Source organism: Pedobacter sp. L105, from assembly GCF_009765875.1.
In the GTDB taxonomy this organism is placed as follows: Bacteria; Bacteroidota; Bacteroidia; order Sphingobacteriales; family Sphingobacteriaceae; genus Pedobacter.
In genome coordinates, this window is the sequence record NZ_LMUP01000010.1 from 220340 (window position 1) to 242366 (window position 22027).

22 protein-coding genes are annotated in these 22027 nt (G+C 39.5%); 9 read left to right on the top strand and 13 right to left on the bottom strand.

The annotated features are described in order from the left end of the window. The first annotated feature begins 36 nt into the window (after positions 1 to 36). From GSQ84_RS22330 to GSQ84_RS22340, 3 genes are all read left to right on the top strand, one after another. Entirely contained in the window at positions 37 to 459 is a 423-nt protein-coding gene (locus GSQ84_RS22330) for a secondary thiamine-phosphate synthase enzyme YjbQ (protein ID WP_158799590.1), read from the top strand. Positions 460 to 523: 64 nt separating this feature from the next. After that, positions 524 to 1642 (top strand): hypothetical protein, encoded by a 1119-nt coding sequence (locus GSQ84_RS22335; protein WP_158799591.1) that lies wholly within the window; start codon positions 524 to 526, stop codon positions 1640 to 1642. Between the two features lie 186 nt (positions 1643 to 1828). Beyond that, on the top strand, positions 1829 to 4216 hold the full coding sequence (locus tag GSQ84_RS22340) for a mechanosensitive ion channel family protein (protein ID WP_254070949.1): 2388 nt from the start codon (positions 1829 to 1831) through the stop codon (positions 4214 to 4216). A gap of 240 nt (positions 4217 to 4456) precedes the next feature. Here the strand turns inward: GSQ84_RS22340 and GSQ84_RS22345 are convergent, their stop codons facing one another. Further along, on the bottom strand, positions 4457 to 5800 hold the full coding sequence (locus tag GSQ84_RS22345; RefSeq protein ID WP_158799592.1) for a Gfo/Idh/MocA family protein: 1344 nt from the start codon (positions 5798 to 5800) through the stop codon (positions 4457 to 4459). Between the two features lie 225 nt (positions 5801 to 6025). Between GSQ84_RS22345 and GSQ84_RS22350 the strand changes: the two genes are divergently transcribed. Beyond that, positions 6026 to 6307, top strand: coding sequence for a hypothetical protein (locus GSQ84_RS22350; protein ID WP_158799593.1), 282 nt, complete (start codon positions 6026 to 6028; stop codon positions 6305 to 6307). Positions 6308 to 6429: 122 nt separating this feature from the next. Here the strand turns inward: GSQ84_RS22350 and GSQ84_RS22355 are convergent, their stop codons facing one another. The 3 genes from GSQ84_RS22355 to GSQ84_RS22365 all read right to left on the bottom strand — a co-directional run bounded on the left by GSQ84_RS22355 (position 6430) and on the right by GSQ84_RS22365 (position 10517). Then, a complete protein-coding gene (locus tag GSQ84_RS22355) occupies positions 6430 to 7677 on the bottom strand; it encodes a glycosyltransferase family A protein (RefSeq protein ID WP_158799594.1) in 1248 nt (415 codons plus the stop codon). An 8-nt stretch (positions 7678 to 7685) separates the two neighbouring features. Next, positions 7686 to 8933, bottom strand: a complete 1248-nt coding sequence (locus GSQ84_RS22360; protein WP_158799595.1) for a hypothetical protein — start codon at positions 8931 to 8933, stop codon at positions 7686 to 7688. Between the two features lie 96 nt (positions 8934 to 9029). Continuing rightward, the gene (locus tag GSQ84_RS22365) at positions 9030 to 10517 is read right to left on the bottom strand and encodes a PLP-dependent aminotransferase family protein (RefSeq protein WP_158799596.1); all 1488 of its coding nucleotides are present in this window, start codon (positions 10515 to 10517) and stop codon (positions 9030 to 9032) included. An 802-nt stretch (positions 10518 to 11319) separates the two neighbouring features. On the opposite strand from GSQ84_RS22365, the gene GSQ84_RS22370 reads away from it, so the two are divergent. The 5 genes from GSQ84_RS22370 to bioA are packed head-to-tail and all read left to right on the top strand — an operon-like array spanning position 11320 to position 15948. Beyond that, positions 11320 to 11925, top strand: a complete 606-nt coding sequence (locus GSQ84_RS22370) for a hypothetical protein (protein ID WP_158799597.1) — start codon at positions 11320 to 11322, stop codon at positions 11923 to 11925. Continuing rightward, the gene (locus GSQ84_RS22375; RefSeq protein WP_158799598.1) at positions 11925 to 13070 is read left to right on the top strand and encodes an 8-amino-7-oxononanoate synthase; all 1146 of its coding nucleotides are present in this window, start codon (positions 11925 to 11927) and stop codon (positions 13068 to 13070) included. The genes GSQ84_RS22370 and GSQ84_RS22375 overlap by 1 nt, the downstream gene beginning before the upstream one ends. Continuing rightward, positions 13060 to 13680 carry a dethiobiotin synthase gene (gene bioD, locus GSQ84_RS22380; RefSeq protein WP_158799599.1) on the top strand — a complete coding sequence of 207 codons (621 nt, stop codon included), beginning with the start codon at positions 13060 to 13062 and terminating at the stop codon, positions 13678 to 13680. Before GSQ84_RS22375 ends, bioD begins: the two co-directional genes overlap by 11 nt. A 16-nt stretch (positions 13681 to 13696) precedes the next feature. Beyond that, positions 13697 to 14686 carry a biotin synthase BioB gene (bioB, locus tag GSQ84_RS22385; protein WP_158799600.1) on the top strand — a complete coding sequence of 330 codons (990 nt, stop codon included), beginning with the start codon at positions 13697 to 13699 and terminating at the stop codon, positions 14684 to 14686. Continuing rightward, positions 14683 to 15948 (top strand): adenosylmethionine--8-amino-7-oxononanoate transaminase, encoded by a 1266-nt coding sequence (bioA, locus tag GSQ84_RS22390; protein WP_158799601.1) that lies wholly within the window; start codon positions 14683 to 14685, stop codon positions 15946 to 15948. Before bioB ends, bioA begins: the two co-directional genes overlap by 4 nt. Positions 15949 to 16117: 169 nt before the next feature. On the opposite strand, the gene GSQ84_RS22395 is transcribed toward bioA, so the two are convergent. From GSQ84_RS22395 to GSQ84_RS22435, 9 genes are all read right to left on the bottom strand, one after another. Next, positions 16118 to 16612, bottom strand: a complete 495-nt coding sequence (locus GSQ84_RS22395; RefSeq protein ID WP_158799602.1) for a hypothetical protein — start codon at positions 16610 to 16612, stop codon at positions 16118 to 16120. A 114-nt stretch (positions 16613 to 16726) separates the two neighbouring features. Next, the gene (locus tag GSQ84_RS22400; protein WP_158799603.1) at positions 16727 to 17335 is read right to left on the bottom strand and encodes a DUF6266 family protein; all 609 of its coding nucleotides are present in this window, start codon (positions 17333 to 17335) and stop codon (positions 16727 to 16729) included. A 4-nt stretch (positions 17336 to 17339) separates the two neighbouring features. After that, the gene (locus GSQ84_RS22405; protein ID WP_158799604.1) at positions 17340 to 17789 is read right to left on the bottom strand and encodes a hypothetical protein; all 450 of its coding nucleotides are present in this window, start codon (positions 17787 to 17789) and stop codon (positions 17340 to 17342) included. Positions 17790 to 17842: 53 nt separating this feature from the next. Next, on the bottom strand, positions 17843 to 18346 hold the full coding sequence (locus GSQ84_RS22410) for a peptidoglycan-binding protein (RefSeq protein ID WP_254070950.1): 504 nt from the start codon (positions 18344 to 18346) through the stop codon (positions 17843 to 17845). Continuing rightward, positions 18340 to 18759 carry a hypothetical protein gene (locus GSQ84_RS22415; protein WP_216849012.1) on the bottom strand — a complete coding sequence of 140 codons (420 nt, stop codon included), beginning with the start codon at positions 18757 to 18759 and terminating at the stop codon, positions 18340 to 18342. Before GSQ84_RS22415 ends, GSQ84_RS22410 begins: the two co-directional genes overlap by 7 nt. A 76-nt stretch (positions 18760 to 18835) precedes the next feature. Continuing rightward, entirely contained in the window at positions 18836 to 19480 is a 645-nt protein-coding gene (locus GSQ84_RS22420) for a DUF6266 family protein (RefSeq protein WP_158799606.1), read from the bottom strand. 788 nt (positions 19481 to 20268) lie between these two features. Beyond that, complete coding sequence (locus GSQ84_RS22425) at positions 20269 to 20919, bottom strand: DUF6266 family protein (protein WP_158799607.1); 651 nt, start codon at positions 20917 to 20919, stop codon at positions 20269 to 20271. A 327-nt stretch (positions 20920 to 21246) separates the two neighbouring features. Continuing rightward, positions 21247 to 21438 carry a cold-shock protein gene (locus GSQ84_RS22430; RefSeq protein WP_158799608.1) on the bottom strand — a complete coding sequence of 64 codons (192 nt, stop codon included), beginning with the start codon at positions 21436 to 21438 and terminating at the stop codon, positions 21247 to 21249. 67 nt (positions 21439 to 21505) lie between these two features. Then, positions 21506 to 21886: a SnoaL-like domain-containing protein gene (locus GSQ84_RS22435; RefSeq protein WP_158799609.1), complete on the bottom strand. Its 381-nt coding sequence runs from the start codon at positions 21884 to 21886 to the stop codon at positions 21506 to 21508. Positions 21887 to 22027: the final 141 nt, after the last annotated feature.

Genomic DNA, 22027 nt, shown 5'->3' on the forward strand with positions numbered 1-22027 from the left:
ATTTTCATATTTTTACCCTGTAAAAAAGCAAAAATTATGAAGATCTACCAGCAAGCTATCCGTTTACATGAGAGAAAAAGAGGCTTTCACCTGATTACCGCAGATGTGCTGCATGCATTTCCGCAGATCAGTGAAATTAAAACAGGAATCTGCCAAGTGTTCATTCAGCATACCTCTGCTTCTTTAAGCATTAATGAAAATGCAGATCCTACGGTGAGGCACGATTTCGAAATGTACTTTAACAAAGCTGTTCCGGAAAATGATCCCGATTACTTACATGATGATGAAGGCTCAGATGACATGCCGGCACATTTGAAAGCTGCCATGCTCGGCTGCTCGGTCATAATCCCCATTCACAATGGAAGATTGGCTCTAGGTACATGGCAGGGTATTTACCTTTGTGAACACCGAAATTACGGGGGATCCAGAAATCTGATGCTCAGCGCCTGGGGAGAGTGAGCTAAAAAATGTTATATTTGATGCCTTAAAGCTTACCCTATATAAACCCAAGAGAATTCCATCAATGACAAAGAAAATAGTCGAGGTTAAATCAAAAAAAGAACTTAAAGCATTTATTGATTTCCCACATGATCTGTATGAGCACAATCCTTATTACGTTCCAGAATTGTTCATCGCACAGCGAGATCTGCTGACTACCAATCCTTTTCATAAACACAATTCCCTGCAGTGTTTTTTAGTATACGACGGAGAAAAATTGACGGGCAGGATCGCAGCGATCCTAAACAATGCCCACAATGAATATAACGATAAGACTGATGGTTTCTTTGGTTTTTTCGATTGTATAGATGATAATGAAACGGCAACTTTGCTGTTAGATACCGCTAAAAACTGGTTGAAGGACAAAGGTCTGAATACCATGATCGGTCCTGAGAATTTCTCCACCAATGAAACAGCAGGCTTACTGATTGAAGGTTTTGAATACCCGCCAGTAGTCATGATGCCTTATAATTTCGCCTATTATATCCAGTTACTGGAGCAATATGGATTAAAAAAGAAGGTTGACCTGATCGCCTGGCGCTGGGGCGAATCCAATTATGACGACCGTTCGGTAAAACTCCTGGATAAATTGCAGGAACGTTTGCAACGGAGTAATATCACCATCAGAAAGGTGAACCTTAAGAATTTTGCAGTCGAAGCCGCAAACCTGCGTAAAGTATACAACAAGGCCTGGGATAAAAATTCCGGCTTTGTGCCATTGACAGATGAAGAATTTGATTATTTGGCGAAAGACCTTAAGCTGATTCTTGATCCTGATTTTTGCCTGCTGGCAGAACAGGACGGGAAAATCGTTGGTTTTGGTGCGGCTATTCCAGACATCAATGAAATTTTAATCAAAATAAAAAGAGGAAGATTATTGCCAACCGGAATTTTTAAGTTACTTTTAAATAGAAAAAAAATTACCGGCATCAGGATTATGCTGCTGGGGGTAGTTGATGGTTACCGCAAACTGGGTATTGAAGCCTGTATTTATGGTACAATCATTAAAGAATACAAACGTAAAGGACTAAAATACGCTGAAGCCGGCTGGACGCTGGAAAACAATGATTTAGTCAATAACGCTATACGTGCCATTAAAGGAGATCCTTATAAAAAGTACAGGATCTACGAAAAAGATATTTAAAAACCACTTTATTTATTACCTAAACTAGAATGTTATACCGGACGCCCGTTCGGTATAACTATTCGCATGCCATTTATGGTACTGCTTTTGTTACATTTGTCCGGTCGCTACCCCAAAATCAAATGATAATTGATCAGATGGTTCATCAAGGTTGGCGTTAGGATTTTTACATCTAACCTTTTTTTTGTGAATTTTAAGCTTACCCTTTCTTCAAGCCGTATTTCTTTTTTGTTCGTGCTGCTTACAGCAATGTTCTGTGGCAGCCTATCTGCTCAGGCGCAACATAAAAAATCACGTTACAGACCTATCGACAGGTCAACCGACCTGTCCTATCTTGCAGATTCCAGTGTACTGACCAGGAGTGATTATTTAGCGCGATTGGAAATGGTGTTCGAAGCAGTGAACCAAGTAAAAGTAACTACGGCCTCTTTTACAAAACTCAAAGCTATTGGTGAGCATCTCACACAGGATGAAGCTGCCATTGGATTGCTGAAAGAGCGTCTAAAACAAACCGACAGGTTATTGAACCTGCAAAACCTGCAAATGTACCAAACCCTGTTGGATGAGTTGCAAACCCGTAACGAAGCCTGTTTAGAAGATTTGCAAGGTTATGACGAAAGTCTGAATGAGGTAAAAACCAAGATCCTTACTTTAAGAAAGGATACTGTTTTACATAAAGTATTTACGGTAGATTCCTTAAAAGCTATTTTCAAACCCCAGCTGCAGGAAATTGGAGCGAAACATTTGGTGATGGACAGTCTGATCCGATGTAATACAGGCTTAATTAATTCCCTATCCGCCCGGGCATCTGCCAATATCATTAATGTCAAGGAACTTACTTATCTAACCGATAGCCAGTTAACCGCTGCCGGAGTGAAGGCTTTTGGAAAGGAAAGACGTTATTTATGGGAACCATCCAATAAACTCACCTCTAACCAAACGATGGGTTTTAAACGGTTTATGGAAAGCGAACAGCAGATCTCTGCTTATTATTTTGTCTATACCCGCAGTAGTCGCTATTTACTGCTACTCAGCGGCGCCATCTTCTTTTTCTGGGTGTTCTTTAATTTTAAAAGTCTTGTAGTCAGGGATCGACTGGACGCAGTAGAACCTTTTAATTTTAATTTTATTCGTCAAAAGCCTTTCCAGGTATCTATTATTTTTATTTTAACCCTTGCTCCTGTTTTTGACCTCCTCGCTCCTGCTTTATATATCGAGCTGATCCATATCCTGCTGACTTTAAGCCTGACGGCCTTATTTTATAAACGCTTTCCGCGTGATGTATTTTACAAATGGTGTATTTTTGGTCTGCTGCTCATCGTGCCCGTTATTTTGCGTAACCTGGGTGTACCACAACGTTACCAACGCTGGATCGTGTTTTTCTTTAGCATCGCTTCTTCTGTTTACGGAATAATGATGTATAAACTTTTGAGGGACAAGGTTGGAAGATACAAGATCATGCTTCCGGTAGGACTGATCTATGTGTTGTTTAATCTACTTGCTGTAGTTTGTAATTTATTCGGTCGTTATACATTGACCCAAATATTCTATACCACAGCCATCAGTGCTTTCTTACATGCTGTTTCCTTAATTATTTTGGGTACAATGATTACAGAGGCGTTCCTGCTACAAATAAAAAGCAGTCGCGTCCGCAAGCATTATCCAGAGAATTTCGATTGGGTACCGGTAGTTAAAAGCATCAAAGGATTGTTGAATATTCTTATGTTCCTCGTATGGCTTACCTTGTTCCTGGTGAACCTGAATATATTCGACGCACTACATGATTTCTTTATTGCTGTATTGACAGAGAAGAGAACTATAGGCAGTTTAGTCTTTACCCTTGGCGGGATCGTCCTCTTCCTCCTGATCATCTGGCTGGCCAATTTCTTACAAAAGTATATCGCTTATTTCTTTGGGGATACGGGTGACGATTCACTGGAAGAGAATAAAGGGGAACGTTCTAAATTGATCGTTACCAGATTGGTGCTGCTGGTTGGTGGTTTCCTATTGGCTGTAGCGGCTTCAGGGCTTCCTATTGACAAGATTACCGTTGTACTGGGTGCTTTGGGTGTCGGTATAGGTTTAGGTCTGCAGAACATCGTTAGTAACTTTGTTTCCGGGATCATCCTGATCTTTGATAAAACTCTCCGCATAGGTGATGTAGTAGAGCTGAGTGATAAGAAAGGCCGTGTCAAAGAAATTGGTATTCGTGCCAGTACTTTGCTGACCGATGATGGCGCAGAGATCATTATTCCAAATGGGAATATATTATCTAATAATATTATCAACTGGACGCTGACCAATAACCAGATGCGTATTGTGCTGGAGTACATCATCAGTAAGCCCTTTGATAGGGATGAAGTTACAGAGATCATTAAAAAAGCAATTGCTGCTAATGAAAATATCCTGGTGCTCAAGGAGCCCAAGATTATTTTTAATCCGAAGACTAAGGTGAGCAGCAGTGTGAAGATCTATTTTTGGTGTAAGGATATTTCACAAGGTGAGAACACGCAGAGTAGTATCAATGCGATGATTTACGATGAGCTTGAATCAAAAGGAATTGAGATTTTATAGTTTTATCTGGCTTCGCTGAAAAGAATAGACCTTATTTTCTGTGCTGCTAATTGCTGAAACGCAATTAAAGGCACAGAAAATAAGGTCTAATTCTTTTTGAGGTTACCTTCAATCAGATTATCCTGCTTAGGATTATCCACTTGCAGGATGCTCAAAGCACACCGTTTGTTCAGATTACTCCAATCTCATCAAATCATCCGTGGGAAGGATCATCCAGCAGGGTGCTTAAAAAACAATAGGTTACAATCCAGAATCATCTAAGGAGAACTTAGGTTTGGCATCTTTCCATTTCCCATTGGTAAAGTCCGGGAACTCCTGAGGCATATTGCCTTCGGCAAGGGATTTTTCCGAGAGTGGTGTGATTACACTCATGGTGAGGGAATCGTAAATGTCTATTGGGGTTTGTTTTTTCTGTTTTACCGATTGAACGAACGCATTAAATACAAACCAGTCCATTCCACCGTGTCCTGCACCTTCCGCATTTACTGCATACTTCTTCCAGAGTGGATGATCATATTTGGTTAGCCAGTCTGTTGCTGAATCCCAGGTGTCATAGGCTTTAGCTTTCCCTTCCAGGTACAAAGAGTTATTTACATCCATCCATAGGCCTTCTGTACCTTGTACCCTAAACCCTAAAGAATAAGGTCTTGGTAAATGGGTATCGTGAGATAACATGACCGTTTCCCCATTTGCACAGTTTAACATCGTGGTGATTACATCGCCATTTTTATAATTGATCTTGCCGTTCTTATTTCCCGGCTCTAATTGATTTACATAAGAAGCCAATCCACGGGCTTTCGAAGAAAAGGAAACAAGATTGGTAAAACGGTTCCCTTTATTGATCCCGATGTAGTTCATCACTGGTCCGGCGCCATGTGTTGGATAGATATCTGCATTTCTATCTACATTATATTGGGTTCTCCATTGGGCCTCTCCCATGGTTTGAGGGCCAAATTCAACACCTTTACCACTTAAGCTTTTTCCATCGTTAAACAATACCGTTCTCAGGTCATGCTGATAACCTCCCTCCAGGTGAACCAACTCACCAAATAATCCCTGGCGAACCATATTCAGTACCGCCATCACATCTCTGCGATAACAAACATTTTCGAGGGTCATGTATGGGACTTTTGTTTCTTCATATACTTTAGCAATATCCCAGTGATCGGCCAGGGTGATTCCTGCGATCACCTCACAGCCTACATATTTACCAGAACGCATCGCGTAGATCGCCTGCTCTTTATGAAAAGCCCATGGCGTTGCGATAATCACTCCATCAATATCTTTCCTGTCCAGTAACTTCTTATAAGCTTCCAGGCCTCCTGTGTACTCCACAGGCAATTTTTCACCAGCTTTATTAAATAGCTCCCTACAATATTTTAAAGAGCTTTCCTGAATATCGCAAACAGCTACGATTTCTACATCTTCCCGGAGGATACCTTCGCCAATGTGGCTGCGGCCTCGCTGACCAACACCAATGTAGCCTAGTCTTACTTTTTCGGTTTTTGCGAATAATGTTCCGGGCAGGATGGTTATCCCTGCTGCTGCAATAGCACTGTTGGCAATGAAATTTCTACGATTCATATTTACGTTAATTTTTGATATTTAGTTAAGCAACAAGCCCTTGTAAAATAGCTATTAATCCATTAAATTTTATTAATCGATATAGAATTTTGAAATATCATTAATATTAGTTTTTTGATTATGGGTAATCTGGGATTATTACCATTTATTTTATTTTGTAATTTCAAGCAAAAGCCTTAGGCTTTATGAATTCAACTAGACACAATAAAAGCCAAACCAAATGTTATGAAAAATCTTGAATCAGAAATCCTTGAAGTAGAGGAAAAAAAAATACTGACACGTGATCAGCTCAGACAGATCTTTAGTTATCGTGATATCGTTATCAGTGACGGAGGTACTTCAGGTACTTGCCATTACACTTGTGTTTATGACGATTCAAGTGGCAATACGCATACTTTTACTTACACGGGTACAAGTTGCTCGTCAAATTCGGACTGTACAAATAGTGCACCTTGTGCTGCCCTGGGTGATGGCCGCGACTGGGTTGTATCACAGACATGTAGTTAATATATACATTATATTAAACACTTTTATATGCTGAAATACAATACTTTAAATTTAAATACTATCAAATGATAACTTTCTCTTTCGCTACAATATCCAACCTAAAAAGACCCTCCATGACAAAATTATAAGCCTTCTATTTTCTTTATCTCAACATCAAGTTTAGAGGGCTCATAATTTAAACTGGAATTTTCTAATTTCAATAGGCCAGATTTTACCAATTCAAAATCTGTCGCCCATTGATACAATAGGTTATATCGAAGCGGAGAACTTATCTTCGTCGCAGGTGAAGTAGTGAGAGAACCGGGGTGCACCCTTCGTATATAGAGGAACTCATCAATGTTTTGGATGTTATTTAATAAGAAGTAACTATGCAGCAAAAACTTGGTATCGTTCCCAAAGATTCTCTCTTCTGATAACCGGCCACTCAAATAGAATGCTGCCCTTGTAATCGCAGAGGAAGGATGTAATATGGATTGCCCGGCACCTTTCTCCAAAGCTGCCATGACATTTTTTGGATAACGGATTGCCCTCACAGTTTTATCAAAGTAATCCAGCTTAATCTCATGAGAGCCACATAACTGGCATTCATTTTTATCCATATAATCAGCTATTCTTTCAAACCTGTCCGCACAGGGAATATCATCAGCATCCTGGAAAAATAAGAGACTACCTTTACTCTCCTCAATGAGGCGGTTACGTATCACATAAGGCCCAGCGGGATGGGGATGGAAGCTATAAAAAGAGGCCTTGGTATAATGTTCGGTGAAACTTAATAAATCATCAGACACCTCCTGATCTACTCCAATATAGGAATGAATTCCTGTCAGCTGATGTAAAAAGAAAAGTAAATGGTCTAGATAGTCGTTGTCACCTCTGTGTGGGATAATCACATCGGCCATTTTCAAAGCAGGAATTTGAACGGGCTGCATAGGAATCTGCCTGACCAATATTTTATCAAACCCTGAAGCCCCTTTAAAAATCTGATCCAATAGTTCAAAAAGTAAATATTTATTTAAGAATTCAGATCTACCATAACTTCCAATGAGCTTTCTAAATATATAAAAATCAGAGCTGAAAGAATAAATAAATTCATCTGGACTCTCCATATAAAGTGGCAATTCCTTTCTGTGAGTGATCATAACAAAGGCCCTTGGTGTATTATTATAAATAGCTTCCATGGATGCGATCAACTCTTTAATATTCAAATGATCAAAGGCATGCGGAAAGTCAAATTTCAAGAACATTACATAATCAAAATCCTCATCCAGAAATTCGAAACTCAAAAAATACATTGCGTAATGCCTGATGATTCCACCCTTTTTCCAAAGGATAATATTGTAATAACTATAATAATCATGACTCAGCTTCATCGTAGAGATTATATAATAATATATTCTACAGGATGTAGTTGCCTAACCGCATGGTAACAGCAAATCTGCTTTCTTCTTTCTTCCCGAAATTGCTCAATTATCGGGTACTGATCTTTCTTGAATAATGATTCCTCTGCCCAAACTTTAATATGGTCATTCCCTAAAAACAAACTACAGGTCACCTTCACAAACCTTTCTTTGGTGATGACATAATAATATTCCGCAAAATTCACTACTTGAAAAAAAGTGATCAACTTCATCATCAGTGTATTGGTCATATCAGGAAAATAGATAATAGCGGTTCTTTCAGCTTTTACCTTCCTATTAAGAATTGCTATATGATTGTTATTGAATATAGAACTGTAAAACATAAATGCACTCAGAAATGGAAAATATGACAGCATACTGTCGTCAACAGAAACAATAGCTACCCGGAATTTATAGTTAAAGTATTGGTTGAGCCAGGCGCATACAATCGGCCCAAAATTATTGTCTTCCACATATCCACTGGTTTGAAATCCGGCACAATATTCTGGATGAAATCCCGTAAAGTTCGCCTCAATTACATAATATCGATGTTGATCGGTCAAGCCAATATCCCACCCGATTAAAGTACCCTGAAAAATAGTATCCGGTAGTTTTTCAAGAAGCCCTTTAACAAATTCCTCTGCCTCCGTACTACCTGCCGAATCAATACCCTGTATTTTAAAGGTCAGGCCTGAAATTACTTCTTTATCAAATGTATGTACCCTGAATTCTTTGTCCAGATTCAATTTTTTCTGCAGGATCCATTTTTCATGATCGGCTTTTGTTTCCTGATGAAAACTTAGAATATCATCAAATTCAGCCGTTCTATCAAAACTCTTTGTATTAAAAGAACCATGGCCTAATGCTGCCTTTAAAAAGAATCCTTTTTTAAATAATTTTCTGACAATTAACTCCCCTCCAACTTTATCTAATACTTTAGATAAACCGATTGTCTCGGGCATACAGCCAGGGATATAAAAATCTAAAAGTAAGTATTGGATATATTTATTTTCCAGTCGCCATCTGAATACGTGATGCTCATTAACAGCTAATTTAGACAGGATAGTTCTTACTACGAGTGCACCCACCCAGCCCGACAAATTTGACAACAACAATGGATCCGGCCAAAGTTCAATTTGCTGATTTACTGTGTTTTTTACCTCTGTGAATACACTAAAACTTTCAATATCAAGAATAAGTTGTTTTAAGAAATCATCCTGTAGTTTCATACACTTGCTGGCTGTTCAATTGATCAATAGCTTATCAATCAATTTACAGACAAAAAACATTCAAAAACAGGTCATAGGTAACAGATTTTCAAATAGCTATATACTTTCTTTCACTGCACTTGTAAGAATAGCAACAGCCTCCTCCAGCTCCGCAGGGCTTAGGTTTCCAAATCCCAATCGCATTGCAGTAAAATTGTCTGTCTGGTACAACAATTCTTGTGGTAAATGCAGGTTATGCTTTAGGCAATTTTTACTGATCCGCATCAGGTTTAATTGAGGATTCCATTTTGTCCAGACCGACAGACCTCCCGGAGGAGAAATAAAAGATAACTCATTACCCAAGTGGTGCTGCAGCAAACCTGTAAAGGTATCCCTGCGCTCCTGATAGATTTTTACTGCTTTTTTCAGATGGCGCTGAATTTCCTTTTCTTCCAGCAGCTCAGCCAGCGCCTGTTCCATCAACATGTCTCCCTGGCGGTCAACCAAACGGCGAAATTTGGCCATCTCGCGGATCAGGTTTTCCGGGGCGATCAGGTAACCTGAGCGGAAACCAGGAGCCAGTGATTTACAAAAGGAACCTATATAAACAACCATACCATTGGTATCAGCACTGGCTAAGGGCAGTACTGAATTTCCATTGTAGTGGAAATCATAATCATAATCGTCTTCCAAAATGATGAAACCATAAGTGGAAGCCAATTGCAAAAGTTCTACCCTGCGCTCTGCGCTCATCGTGACAGTGGTAGGATAATGATGATGTGGAGTAAGATACAACAGACGGATTTTTTGTTTTTTACACAATTCCCGAATTGCCTCAACAGAAATCCCTTCCTCATCTACTGGTACGGAAAGTATTTTACCACCGCATTGCTGAAAACACATATTGGCGAGATAATAACTAGGATCGCCCACTATCACTTTATCGCCTGGTTCAATTAGCATACTGGAAGCCATAAAAATACTCATATGGATTCCCCTGGTTGTCAAAATATTATTTTTGTTAATATGCAGTCCTCTGGTATTGTTCAGGTATAAGGCGAGGGTTTCCCGGAAATACTCATTCCCTTCCACGTGGGAATAGCCGAAATGGCGATAATTGGTTTTACTCTTTAAAATCCCTCCATATACTTTGGATAAACGGTCCAGTGGTAACAGTCTGATATCAGGTAGTCCATCATTAAACTCCAGTTGCGCAGGAACATTCACACTCAATGCATCTAATAAGATACTCTGCTTAAAACTAAATCCTGTTTTCATCGGATAGCTGGTCAGGATCTTTTCATCGTTTGGTTCCAGCAAAATGTGCTCCTGTGGCATTTTATATTGCACAAATGTTCCCTTATTAGGTCTGATCTCTGTCCACCCCTGAGCATCCAGTTCATCATAAGCTGCAATGATCGTTTTGCGATGAACACTCAAGTCTTCCGACAAGGTCCGGGTTCCTGGCAGCTGTACGCCTGCCACCAAAACCCCGCGCTGAATAGCATTGATCATCTGATGTGCAATCTGTAAATACACCGGACGATCAAGTAATCTATCGATATAAATTATACTTTTAAATGGGATCTGAACCGGACTACTCATGCGTCATTCTTGAATATTTTAAACTACCCGGAAAGATACAGTTTTAAAACAATTAAGAGTTCTGTCCTTTTTGAAAACCAAACAAAAATATGTATTCTAGCCTTCAAATATTCCTTTAGTATATTCATTATGAGCACATTGTCCACTAAAATTAGACTAGAATAATGTAATTTTATTTAGAATCTAAATCGACAATTAATAGTAGTTGATTAAAATTCATGTTTATAAGGAATAGAAATGATACTCTAAATAGTGAATTGATTAAAGGAGAAGCTGAAAACCTTGAATAGAGTAAGCAGATATTAAAGTTTTAGTCCTTTTGATTGATAAAAGACTCTTTATTATGCCAACAGTAGTCAGAAGATGGTTTAGATATAAAGGCGCCCCTCTGGATCGGAATCTACCATCGAGTTATGAATTAGTCGTCGATTTTACCTGTGTGAATGGAGATGACGTATGTGTAATACAAGCAATATATAATAATACGATAACACCTGTTTCGATAACAACAAAGTTACAAGGTTACATTGCATCCTTATTAACAACAGGAATTGCTCAACCTACAGGTATTGGTGTCACAAAAATATTTGTTTATGGTAAGTCAGTTTAATTTAACACTTATGTATGCAGCTATAAACAAGTCAATAGATTATCATATTTCAGGAGAATAAGGTATTCTCCTGAAATCTTTGTAATTATATGTTTTATAAACCACACCTCTTACCGGACTACTCCTAAACTTAAAACTGGTATCCTTTAACTATCCGGCAAGCTTCTATTTTTGGAGCAAACCACGATAATAATGGAATTAGAACAGTTGCTCTTACAGATTGTCAGCAATGACGATACCCATGCGCGTTTCCTGAATACCCTCTCCTTACAGGAGAATATCGGTGCCAGGAAGATCTCGGCCAATGAACGTCCGGAAACTTCCACCTATATGGTGCTGAAACATGCCGCCGAAGAACACCGTCACGCATTTTATTTAAAAAAACAAATAGGTAAACTGAGCAGCACTGGTTATCCGAATTACGAACCGGACTACCTGCTGGCTCCTTACAGCAGTAAATATTATCTGAACAAGCTCGATCTGATCACCAGCCGTTATTTACGTCATCAGCTGGAATTAAGCGGAACAGCTTTGAAATTTGCGGCTTACCTCTTAGTGACTTATGCTATTGAAGTAAGAGCTGATGAAATATACCCTATTTATCAGGATGTACTGAACCGTACGGGTAGTAAGGTGAGTGTACGTTCTATTATTCTTGAAGAACAGGGACACCTGGAAGAAATGATCGCACAGCTGAAAAACTTTTCGGAAGACTGGGAGATGCACGCAGAAAATATTGTTGCACTCGAAACCACCCTATATAAAAACTGGATCAACGATTTAGCTCTTGCACTCTAATGAATAACTCGGCAATCAACGCAATGCAGTCGAAACTCAAAGCCAGGGAAGCTGAGGGAACAAGGCGTAACCTACAGCCTAAAAATAACTTATATGATTTCAGCTCTAATGATTATTTAGGTTTTGCGCGTTCGGTTGAATTGCAGCAAAATATCAGTGAGGAACTAAAAAAACATCCTCAAGCTTTGCTAGGTGCTACAGGGTCGAGACTGCTGAGCGGCAACAGCGCCTTCGCAGAGGAACTGGAAAAAGAACTGGCTACCTATCACCAGGCAGAAAACGGGTTGATCTTTAATTCCGGTTATGCGGCCAATACTGCTTTATTTTCGTGTATCCCTCAAAAAGGAGACACCATCATTCATGATGAATATATCCATGCATCTGTCATTGATGGTGCAAGGCTTAGTTTTGCCAGGCGTTTTAAATTCAGGCACAATGATCTGGAAGACCTGGAACATAAAATCAAACAAAGTACCGGTAATTGTTTTGTCGCCGTAGAAAGTGTGTATTCAATGGACGGTGATCTGGCCGACCTGCTGCATATTGCGCAGCTTTGCCGGCAGCATGGGGTTCACTTAATCGTTGACGAGGCCCACGCCTTTGGTGTGCTGGGTACGGGACTGGTGGACCTGCTGCATATTCACAATTCCGTTTTTGCACGGGTGGTCACCTTTGGAAAGGCTTTGGGTGTACATGGGGCCATCGTATTGGGATCCGAACTGCTGAGAGATTATCTCGTTAACTTTGCAAGGCCTTTTATTTATAGTACAGCTCCATCTTTCGCCCATCTGCTGACCATACAACAAGCCTATCATCATTTATTGATACACCCTGAATATCGGGCCATCCTGCAGGAAAAGTCAACACTCCTCAAGGAATTTATGCCTCCTCAGGAGCAACTGCACAGCACAACAAATCCTTCGGCCATACAATGTGTATTCCTGAAAAGCAACCATGAAACACTGAGGTATAGCCGGGAACTGCAAAAAAGAGGATTTGACATCCATCCTGTTCGTAGTCCCACGGTGCCTAGAGGCACAGAACGGTTACGTCTTTGCGTGCATCTCCATAACAGCGATTACGAGATCCTGGAACTCTGTCATCATTTAGACCTGCTGAGCAAATATCATCACCATGCAAACTAAACCGCTATTTGTGACCGGCATCGGCACCGGCATTGGGAAAACCATTGTTTCTGCAGTTTTATGCGAACAATTAAAGGCCGATTATTGGAAACCAATACAGGCTGGAGATCTTCATTTCACCGATAGCGATCAGGTAAAACAACTGATCAGCAATCCGGTTACTAAAATCCATCCGGAAGCTTTTCGTCTGCAGATGCCTGCCTCTCCGCATCAGTCGGCCAAAGCAGAGCAAATAGAGATCCGTCGGGAAGATTTTATTCTGCCTGAAACAGATAACCGGTTATTGATCGAGGGTGCCGGTGGAGTTTTTGTTCCTATTTCCAATACTTTTTTTATGATTGATCTGATCAAACAACTGGAAGCTGAGGTCATACTGGTCAGCAGAAACTACCTCGGTTGTATCAACCATACTTTAATGAGCATCGAAGTACTCCGGCAAAATCAAATTCCATTAAAACACCTGGTCTTAAACGGCGATTTTCAGGATGACACCAAAGACATTTTGCTTCAGCAGTTGCCTGTAGGAACAAGCTGGAGCCAGCTGCCTGATTTTATCCTGCTTGATCAGGAAAGTATTACCTCTGCTCCTAACCAAATTTTAAATTTTTAAATCAATCACGTATTATATGAGTACTGTACGCAACGACTGGAGCATCCAGGAAATAGAAAACATTTATCATCAGCCCTTACTGGAGCTGGTTTACCAGGCAGCAACCGTTCACCGGAACTGGCACCAGCCAAATGAGGTACAGGTTTGTACCTTATTATCTGTTAAAACAGGCGGATGTCCTGAAGATTGTTCTTATTGCGGGCAGGCTGCCCGTTACCATACCGGTATAACGGTGAAGTCTTTAATGTCTAAAGAAGATGTGGTAGCTATCGCACAGCGAGCTAAAGATTCAGGTTCTTCCCGTTTCTGTATGGCTGCTGCCTGGCGTGAAGTTCGCGACAACCGGGATTTCGATACGATCCTGGAAATGGTTGAAGGCGTAAACGAACTGGGACTGGAAGTATGCTGTACTTTAGGGATGATTACCGAATCACAAGCCCAGCGTTTGCAGGAAGCCGGACTCTATGCTTATAACCATAATCTGGATACTTCTAAAGACCATTATAAAGAGATCATCAGCACCCGTACTTTTGACGACCGTCTGGATACCTTAACCAATGTGCGCAAAGCTGGGATTACGGTTTGCTCTGGCGGGATTATCGGATTGGGAGAAACCCATGAAGACCGCATCCAGATGTTGCATACGTTAGCGACCCTGCCTAAACATCCGGAATCTGTACCGGTGAATGCTTTGGCCCGTGTAAAAGGAACCCCATTGGAAAATCTGCCTAAAATAGATTCATGGGAAATGGTGAGGATGATCGCTACCGCAAGGATACTGATGCCAGCTTCTATGGTGAGGTTAAGTGCCGGACGCGTAGAAATGACTACCGAAGAACAAGGCTGGTGTTTTATGGCCGGAGCCAATTCTATCTTTACCAGTGAAACTGACGAACTTCTGGTTACCCCTAATTCAAGATTAGAAGACGACCGCAAGATGTTTGATGTATTGGGATTAAAACCTATGGTAAAAGAAAAAACCGTACAACCAAACGTTACCGCATGACCTTAACTGAAAGAGACGGCAACAGTATCTGGCATCCTTATACACAACAACTTAAATCCTCGGCTCCTATACCCATTATTCGGGCTGGGGGTTGTTACCTATATGATGAAAATGAACGTAGGATCATCGATGCGGTTTCTTCCTGGTGGGTAACTTTACATGGGCACTCCCATCCTTATATTGTAGAAAGGGTGTCTGCACAGCTAAAAAAACTCGACCAGGTGATCTTTGCCGGTTTCACTCATGAACCTGCTATTGAACTGGCAGAAAATCTGCTGGCAATCCTGCCGAATAACCAGCAGAAAGTCTTTTATAGCGATAATGGATCTACTGCCGTAGAAGTAGCCTTAAAGATGTGTTTGCAATATTGGTTTAACAAAGGTGTTCCGCGGAAAAAAGTACTTGCTTTCCGTAATGGTTATCATGGAGATACTTTCGGCGCGATGTCTGTTAGCGGCAGAAGTGCCTGGACTGCTCCTTTTGACTCCTTATTGTTTGAAGTGATCTTTATAGATACGCCTAACCCAGAAAATCTGCCTGCGCTAAAAACATTAATTTCGTCACATGCTACCGACCTGGCTTGTTTTGTTTATGAACCTTTAGTGCAGGGGTCTGCAGGTATGCTGATGTATGGGGCAGCAGAACTGAACGAATTACTGGAACATTGTAATCAGGAAGCTGTATTGATGATCCAGGATGAAGTTTTTACAGGTTTCGGCCGTACCGGGAGAAACTTTGCAGCAGATCATCTTACCGTGAAGCCAGACCTGATGTGTTTTTCAAAGGGTTTAACCGGTGGAACGATGCCTTTAGGCGTAACCACTTGTACCGCAAAGATCTACGAAGCATTTTTATCGGATGATAAATTGAAAACCTTATTTCACGGACATTCCTTTACGGCCAACCCCTTATCCTGTACGGCAGCTTTGGCCAGCTTAGAGCTCTTACTTCAGGAAGAAACCCAGGAGAAGATCAACAGGATCTGCAGCAGGCACCAGGAATTTGCAGCGTTGATTGCTACTCACCCCAGGGTAAAAGATGTAAGGCAAACCGGAACCATATTGGCAATTGAGTGGCAAACTGAATCCGGTACTTCTTATTTTAGTGATTTAAGAAATCAGTTATATGATTACTTTTTAGAAAAGGGGATTTTGATGCGGCCTTTAGGAAATGTCATCTATATTTTACCTCCTTATTGTATCAGTGATCAGGACCTGGCAGAGATTTATGCCCAGATCAGGGCAGCACTCGAAATCTTTTAAAAAACAACAAAGGGGAAGAACATCCATTCTCTCCCCTTTGTATTAACTAAAGGTATTAACTATCGCTAACACCAACCGGGAGTAAAATTAAGAAATAACTGAATAATTTGCTAATTTATTTTTAAAATAATTATAATAATATGCTGTAAACATAATTCTATAACTAAATCTACAATTCAAAGTCAATTTGCTCAAAGATCTTTGGTGTTCCCATATGGTCCGGCAGCTCTACTACATTGATAAAAAAGCTGGTTTCTTTTAAATATAAGGGCACCCGAAATACCGTCTCCTTCTCTTCCTCCCTAATTGTCTTGTCTGGCGTTACATCGAAAGTCATTCTCCCGCAACTCATGTGAAACAAAATCCGGCTTTGCCCATAACCAACAGGTAAACATGGCATTGATCTTATGGTCTCCCCAAGGTCAGGTAAAATCCAACGGATAGGATGGAAATACAATACATAAAATGTTCCTGGCAGATATAGGAAATGACTATTTAAAAACTTGCTTAAACTTCCCACATCGGTGATGTCCATGGGCATAAAATAAATATAATGCGGGATAGGTGTTTCTTCCATCACCGGATACATTATAAGTCCATCCATACATTTCAACACCATGTTATGTGCTTCCGCATAAGCTAAATAAGATACTAAACTACACATGCTCAATTTTCTGGTTTTTAGCCGCCCAAGAAGCTGGGCGGCTGTTGATACAAGTTAAAAAAAATTGGTTTTAGTAATTGGAAGAGTTCAATTTGGGGACAGTTGTCCAGCATATCAATCTTCTTTATCCAAACTTAAATATTCACTCCAGGAGGTATTACGTCCCTCTTTGGATTTAAAGAAAATCCAGACGTGCAAACTTTCAATATGGTGATTTGATGGCAGTTTTAATTCAATTTTTAAATCCGAGCGTTTAGCCGCATTTTTAAAACTGTAAGATTGATTCTTTTCCGAATCATAAATAAACACAAATAGCTCATCATCTCCCCATGTTTCCGGCAAATATGTTTCAAATTCTTCCCAAAGCAGTATGATGTTACCCTCTGATGAAAATACTGCCTTAGTGACAATTACATCACCCAGCTTTCCTTTGCTTATCTGCACTTTCGGATAATTGATCTGGTAATCCGGATATTCCCCAATCACTGCATCCATCAGTATATACCTTGTTAAAAAATTGACTGGTGTCATATTTTTGAAATTACAGGCCTCGAATCCTATCGTTGTCATTTCTTTAGCATGTTTCACAAATTTTGCTACCACCCTGAATTTGTCGCGCTGCATCAGCTGTGCTTCGGTTGGTGGGTTTAAAGATTTCGGTTTTTTCGGGGCTTTAGGCCTTTTTTTCATTAATTCCCAAATACTATAGCGTTTCTTTTCCATTGTCTTAAATTTTATATTTTTTTATAAACTGATAACCAACAAAACTTAATATCAGGGCGAGTATTATTCCTGAAATTATCCATTTATAGGATGGTGTGCTTTCCTTCGTTTTGATCTGCTGGTCTGTTACTTTTTTGTTTGATGCTGAAATGGCAATCCCTGCATTTTCTGTTTCCTGCCGCGCTGCTTCTGCTATATCTTTTATAGTAGCTTTGCTCTGAATTCTCCCTTCAATTTCTACATGCTTAGCCGCTCCTGAAAACCCTTTTGCCGGAGAATAACTAAATAAACCTTCGGGCCAAATCTTAACCGTATAATGATCGTCACTGGAGTCTTCAGAAAAAGTAAGCCGGTTTAATCGGCTTCGCCAATTTTTCTCTTCTATCGTTTTCCAGCTAACCTGATCAGATAAATCCTGACGTGCATGATCAATAGTTTGATTTGTATTTTTCAATAAACTACAAGTACTACATATAAGGATCAGCAACAGAAACAACACATAAATTTTCATGGCACCCTCCTTCCATTTTTCACCCAGTCTGAGATACTATGAATTGTTTTTAAGATTCTGCGGCGCCGGTATACACCATCACCTTCAATACTCCCGGATATATTGGTGTTCCCTTCGATACTGAAACACCAGTCGCCTTTTATCTTTTCGATTAAACCTACATGTGCAATACGCTTTTTATCTTCAAAATAAATACCGATTACATCTGCCGGCAGTGCGGAACGCGCTAATCTGGAAGAAGGAAAAAGATCCGGCGACCATCCTGATCTCGGCTTGGCAAAACCTTCCCTTGCGAAAATCCAGGAGATAAAAGCGGCACACCAGGGATCGCCTTTTTTTAAGCCTGCATAAGCCAAATAGCTTTCCACCCGCTCGCCATCATTGTGACCACTTCCTTCCCTGACACCCAGTTCATGCTCAGCAATACTTACCAATCTTAAACGGCAAGCGCTTTCACTGGTATCATCAACAGTATTTGCAATTCCTTGTCCTCCTAACAAATACCCGCTAAACATACTGAAGCCGCTACTAAGAGTAAAGCAAAAGAGGATAAGTAAAAAACGAGTTGTTGCCATGGGGATAAAGTATAAAATTGTGAAACCAAAGTTGAAAACTGCGGTAAGCCTGCCATCAACCAGAACCGCTCTAATAACCACCAGCATAAGGCTGTCACAAGCAGGAAAGCAATCAGGCTTAAAATGATCAATAACCAGATCGTCTGGTCAATACCTGCAGCAGTTTGATCTATTTTGTGCAGGGCAAAAGGTGCTAACGACCAGATTGAAAGCAAAATCAGCAATAGCCATATCAATTGCCATCGGTTTTTTCCAGGAACACTCTTATTCTGCTTTATTGTTGTATCGGGTAACCGTACTACTTTAGCACGTATTACCTTTGAAATCATTGTATCCATAATTTTTACGATAAATTAATTGAGAATTTTGAAGAAACCCGGCAGGGTTTTCATCATCCTGCCGGGATTCATTAAATTAAGCTATAACTGGTTCCAAGCCTAAATAGATACTTTTAGACACTGATTTACCATCTACTGCCACCAGGAACATCCATGCATGCACACTGCTACCAATAAAAGCCCTCGGCATTTTCACGTGTCCAGCAAGTGTGCTCCTTTCACCTATGCTGGAAACAGTCAATGTGCTGCCTAATGTTGGACTATAGAATAACATGTATACATCATCCGTCGGACTGGAACCGATCTGATCGATCTCATCCAGCTCCCAGGTTACGTTCATGGTATTTCCTGTCACGCCAACAATGGCTGCATTCTGAACACTGTTTAAATCACCAACACTTAACACAACTTTACTGAAATCAATTGTTTGGTTAGGAGAAATACCAGTGATGGCATTGGTTAAATGGTACTTAACCGCTGCGTTCATTGCACTCAGGTTTCCAGTTTTTGCATAACCGATATTAATTGTTTGTTTGATCAGCTTCAAAAACTTAATCACCGAAAGAAATATCGACCGTTGACCAGCCTGATCCTGAGTTGGTGGTTTTGATGATTTTTTGGGAGTGCTGCGTCCCACTGTTAGATCGCGCCATTCGGCGACAACGACCTGTCCGATTTTCCCAGAAAAATCGCCTACCTGGCCGGCTTTAATAATTGCCATAATTTAAAATTTAAAGTTAAACATTCTGTTCATTCAAGTTATTTGCGTACCGGTAGCTTTGAACTTGTAGAACAAATATAAAACGCTGAATAACAATAAACTAATGACTTTACAGTCATGTCCGCACTTGTCCTCTGGTAACTTTTCTACGTTATGACTATAAGCCTTGAATGTCCTCATTTGTCCTTAGCCATTTTTAAAAACGACGATAACAAATGCTGAATGATCCAGGAATTAACTATTTAACGCAAATGAAAAAAGCCCGATATTGAACCGGGCTCCTGTATAAAATAATAATTATCAAATGAATTGAAACCGGGCAATCTATCCAGTGACTAGGGTCTTTTGAATCTTTTAAGATCACTCAATTTATAATAAGGAAAACCATTTTTTTCTATTTCTGCAAGCTTACCCTCGGATACATATCTTCGGATGGTGCGTGGATCCCTATTAATCTCATAAGCTGCTTCTTTTTGCGATAAATACGTTTCATGATCAACAGATATGGGTTGTTGATGAATTTGCCGCAAGATCGTGGGTAAGTCTTTAATCAGACCTATCAAACAATTCAATTTTTGTAATATTTCCCGCTGTAAAAAGTTCAATGCTTGTAGATGTTAATGATCCGATCAATAGTGTTGATATATTTGGTTAACATTAAATTACGAAAAAGTTATTTTATTTGCAAAATAAAATATGCTATTTATACTCATTACTTTTCAAAGTATATATATTATTTTAAAATCTGCCCAACTAAATTCGCCATAATCCATCTTGATTAATAAATTCTACGCTGATGGATTCCAAATAAATTGCCCGGTGTAAATGCTATTAGATATACTTTTGTAGTTTATGGCAATGAATGAGATATACGTTTCTATAATAACCGGCTTTTTGCTTAAAGGTAGTATCAATTGCTCTACGCCTTTTTTTCTTTTTGCACCGATGATTGAACAAACAGCCTGTTTTTTTTCCGGAAAATAGGCCATTAGCAATACCCGATCTGTTGGTTTAAACCCATTACTAATATTATCAGTATTCCAGGTAAATTCTATACCGTGATTTATCAGGTATGCTTTTACATCCTTTGTCGCAGGCATCTTTCCATTACTAAATAAGACTTTACTATAGTCAATATATTTATTAGGGTAAACACCAGTTAAAGCATTTTTATAATTATAGGAACAGGCCATGTTATGCTGGCTCTTACGTGCCAGTTTAGCTTCCAGCTCAAATCCAATTTCAATAAATTCTTTCACTGGTTTTAATAATGCCGAGATTAGGGATAAGCTCTGCTGATTAGCCAATTCCGGTAAGGTAACGGGTTTTAATCTTTTTCCTATTTTACGTTTAATAACCTGACCATTGAGTTCGTAAACTACAAAACCATCTATTTTACCTCTAAAACCATTGTCCATTCCGTCTTTTAATTTTGCCATTTTCTTATGAGTTATGTAAATAATTTATCCATTATTACCTAAAATAAATAATTGTTTTGAGGATAACAAGATAATTAGTATAGTTTATTTCGTGTGTGGGATCATATAAACGAATGTTCCGGAGGGGCTATTCATAGGGTTGACATAGGTTTTATCTATGTCAACCCTATGTATAGCCCCTCCGGAACCCGTGATAATATGCAAGTTGAATCCTACTATCCTATACCAATATTAGTCTACAGGAACGCGGGTGGCAGGAAAATATTTGTACGCAAAAAAGCCGGCCTGAATAAACAGGCCGGCTCGGTATTTATAATGCGATAATTATTAGACTAACTGAACATTAACTGCATTAAGACCTTTACGGCCTTCTTCAACATCGTAACTAACTTTATCGTTCTCACGGATGCTGGCCATTAGACCTGTTGAATGAACAAAGATTTCACTGTCGCCATTTGCTGGTACGATAAATCCGAAACCTTTAGTTTCATTAAAAAATTTTACTACTCCTTCTTGCATTGTATTTTTATTATAATTAAAGTACAAATGTAAATATAAAAAACTGTAAATCCATAGTTTACTAGAATTATATATTTATCAGGTTTAGATTCTTCCCTGGATTATTGAAATAGCGCTCATAAACAATCTTTCCTTCTTCCACCTGGAAGACCCACGACTCTCTTACTGAGCTATGTCCAAAATCGGCTATGGTCATTTCCATTAGCAGCCTGAAACAGAAATAATCTCCAATAATTAAAGGATCTGAGATTACTGTATCATGAAATTCTTCAACATGCATCATGTTACGCATGGATTTGTTGAATATTTTTTTTATTCCTTTTCTTCTTCTGGTCAATAAGAATTGAGGTCTATTCATGTCTTTTGCATACAACTCCTGAATGGCTTCCTCTACTCTATCTTCGCGCCAAAGTTTGATGAATTTGTCGGCAACTTTCTGAGTATTCATTGTTTAAATATTAGGTAAATGATAACTAATGCAATGAAGGTACTAAAGAATTTTTAATTTCAAAACCGGATAAAGCTTAGTTTTACAGCACAATATGCCTATAAATAAAAAAAAATAGACCTATTCAATTTGTTAACGTTT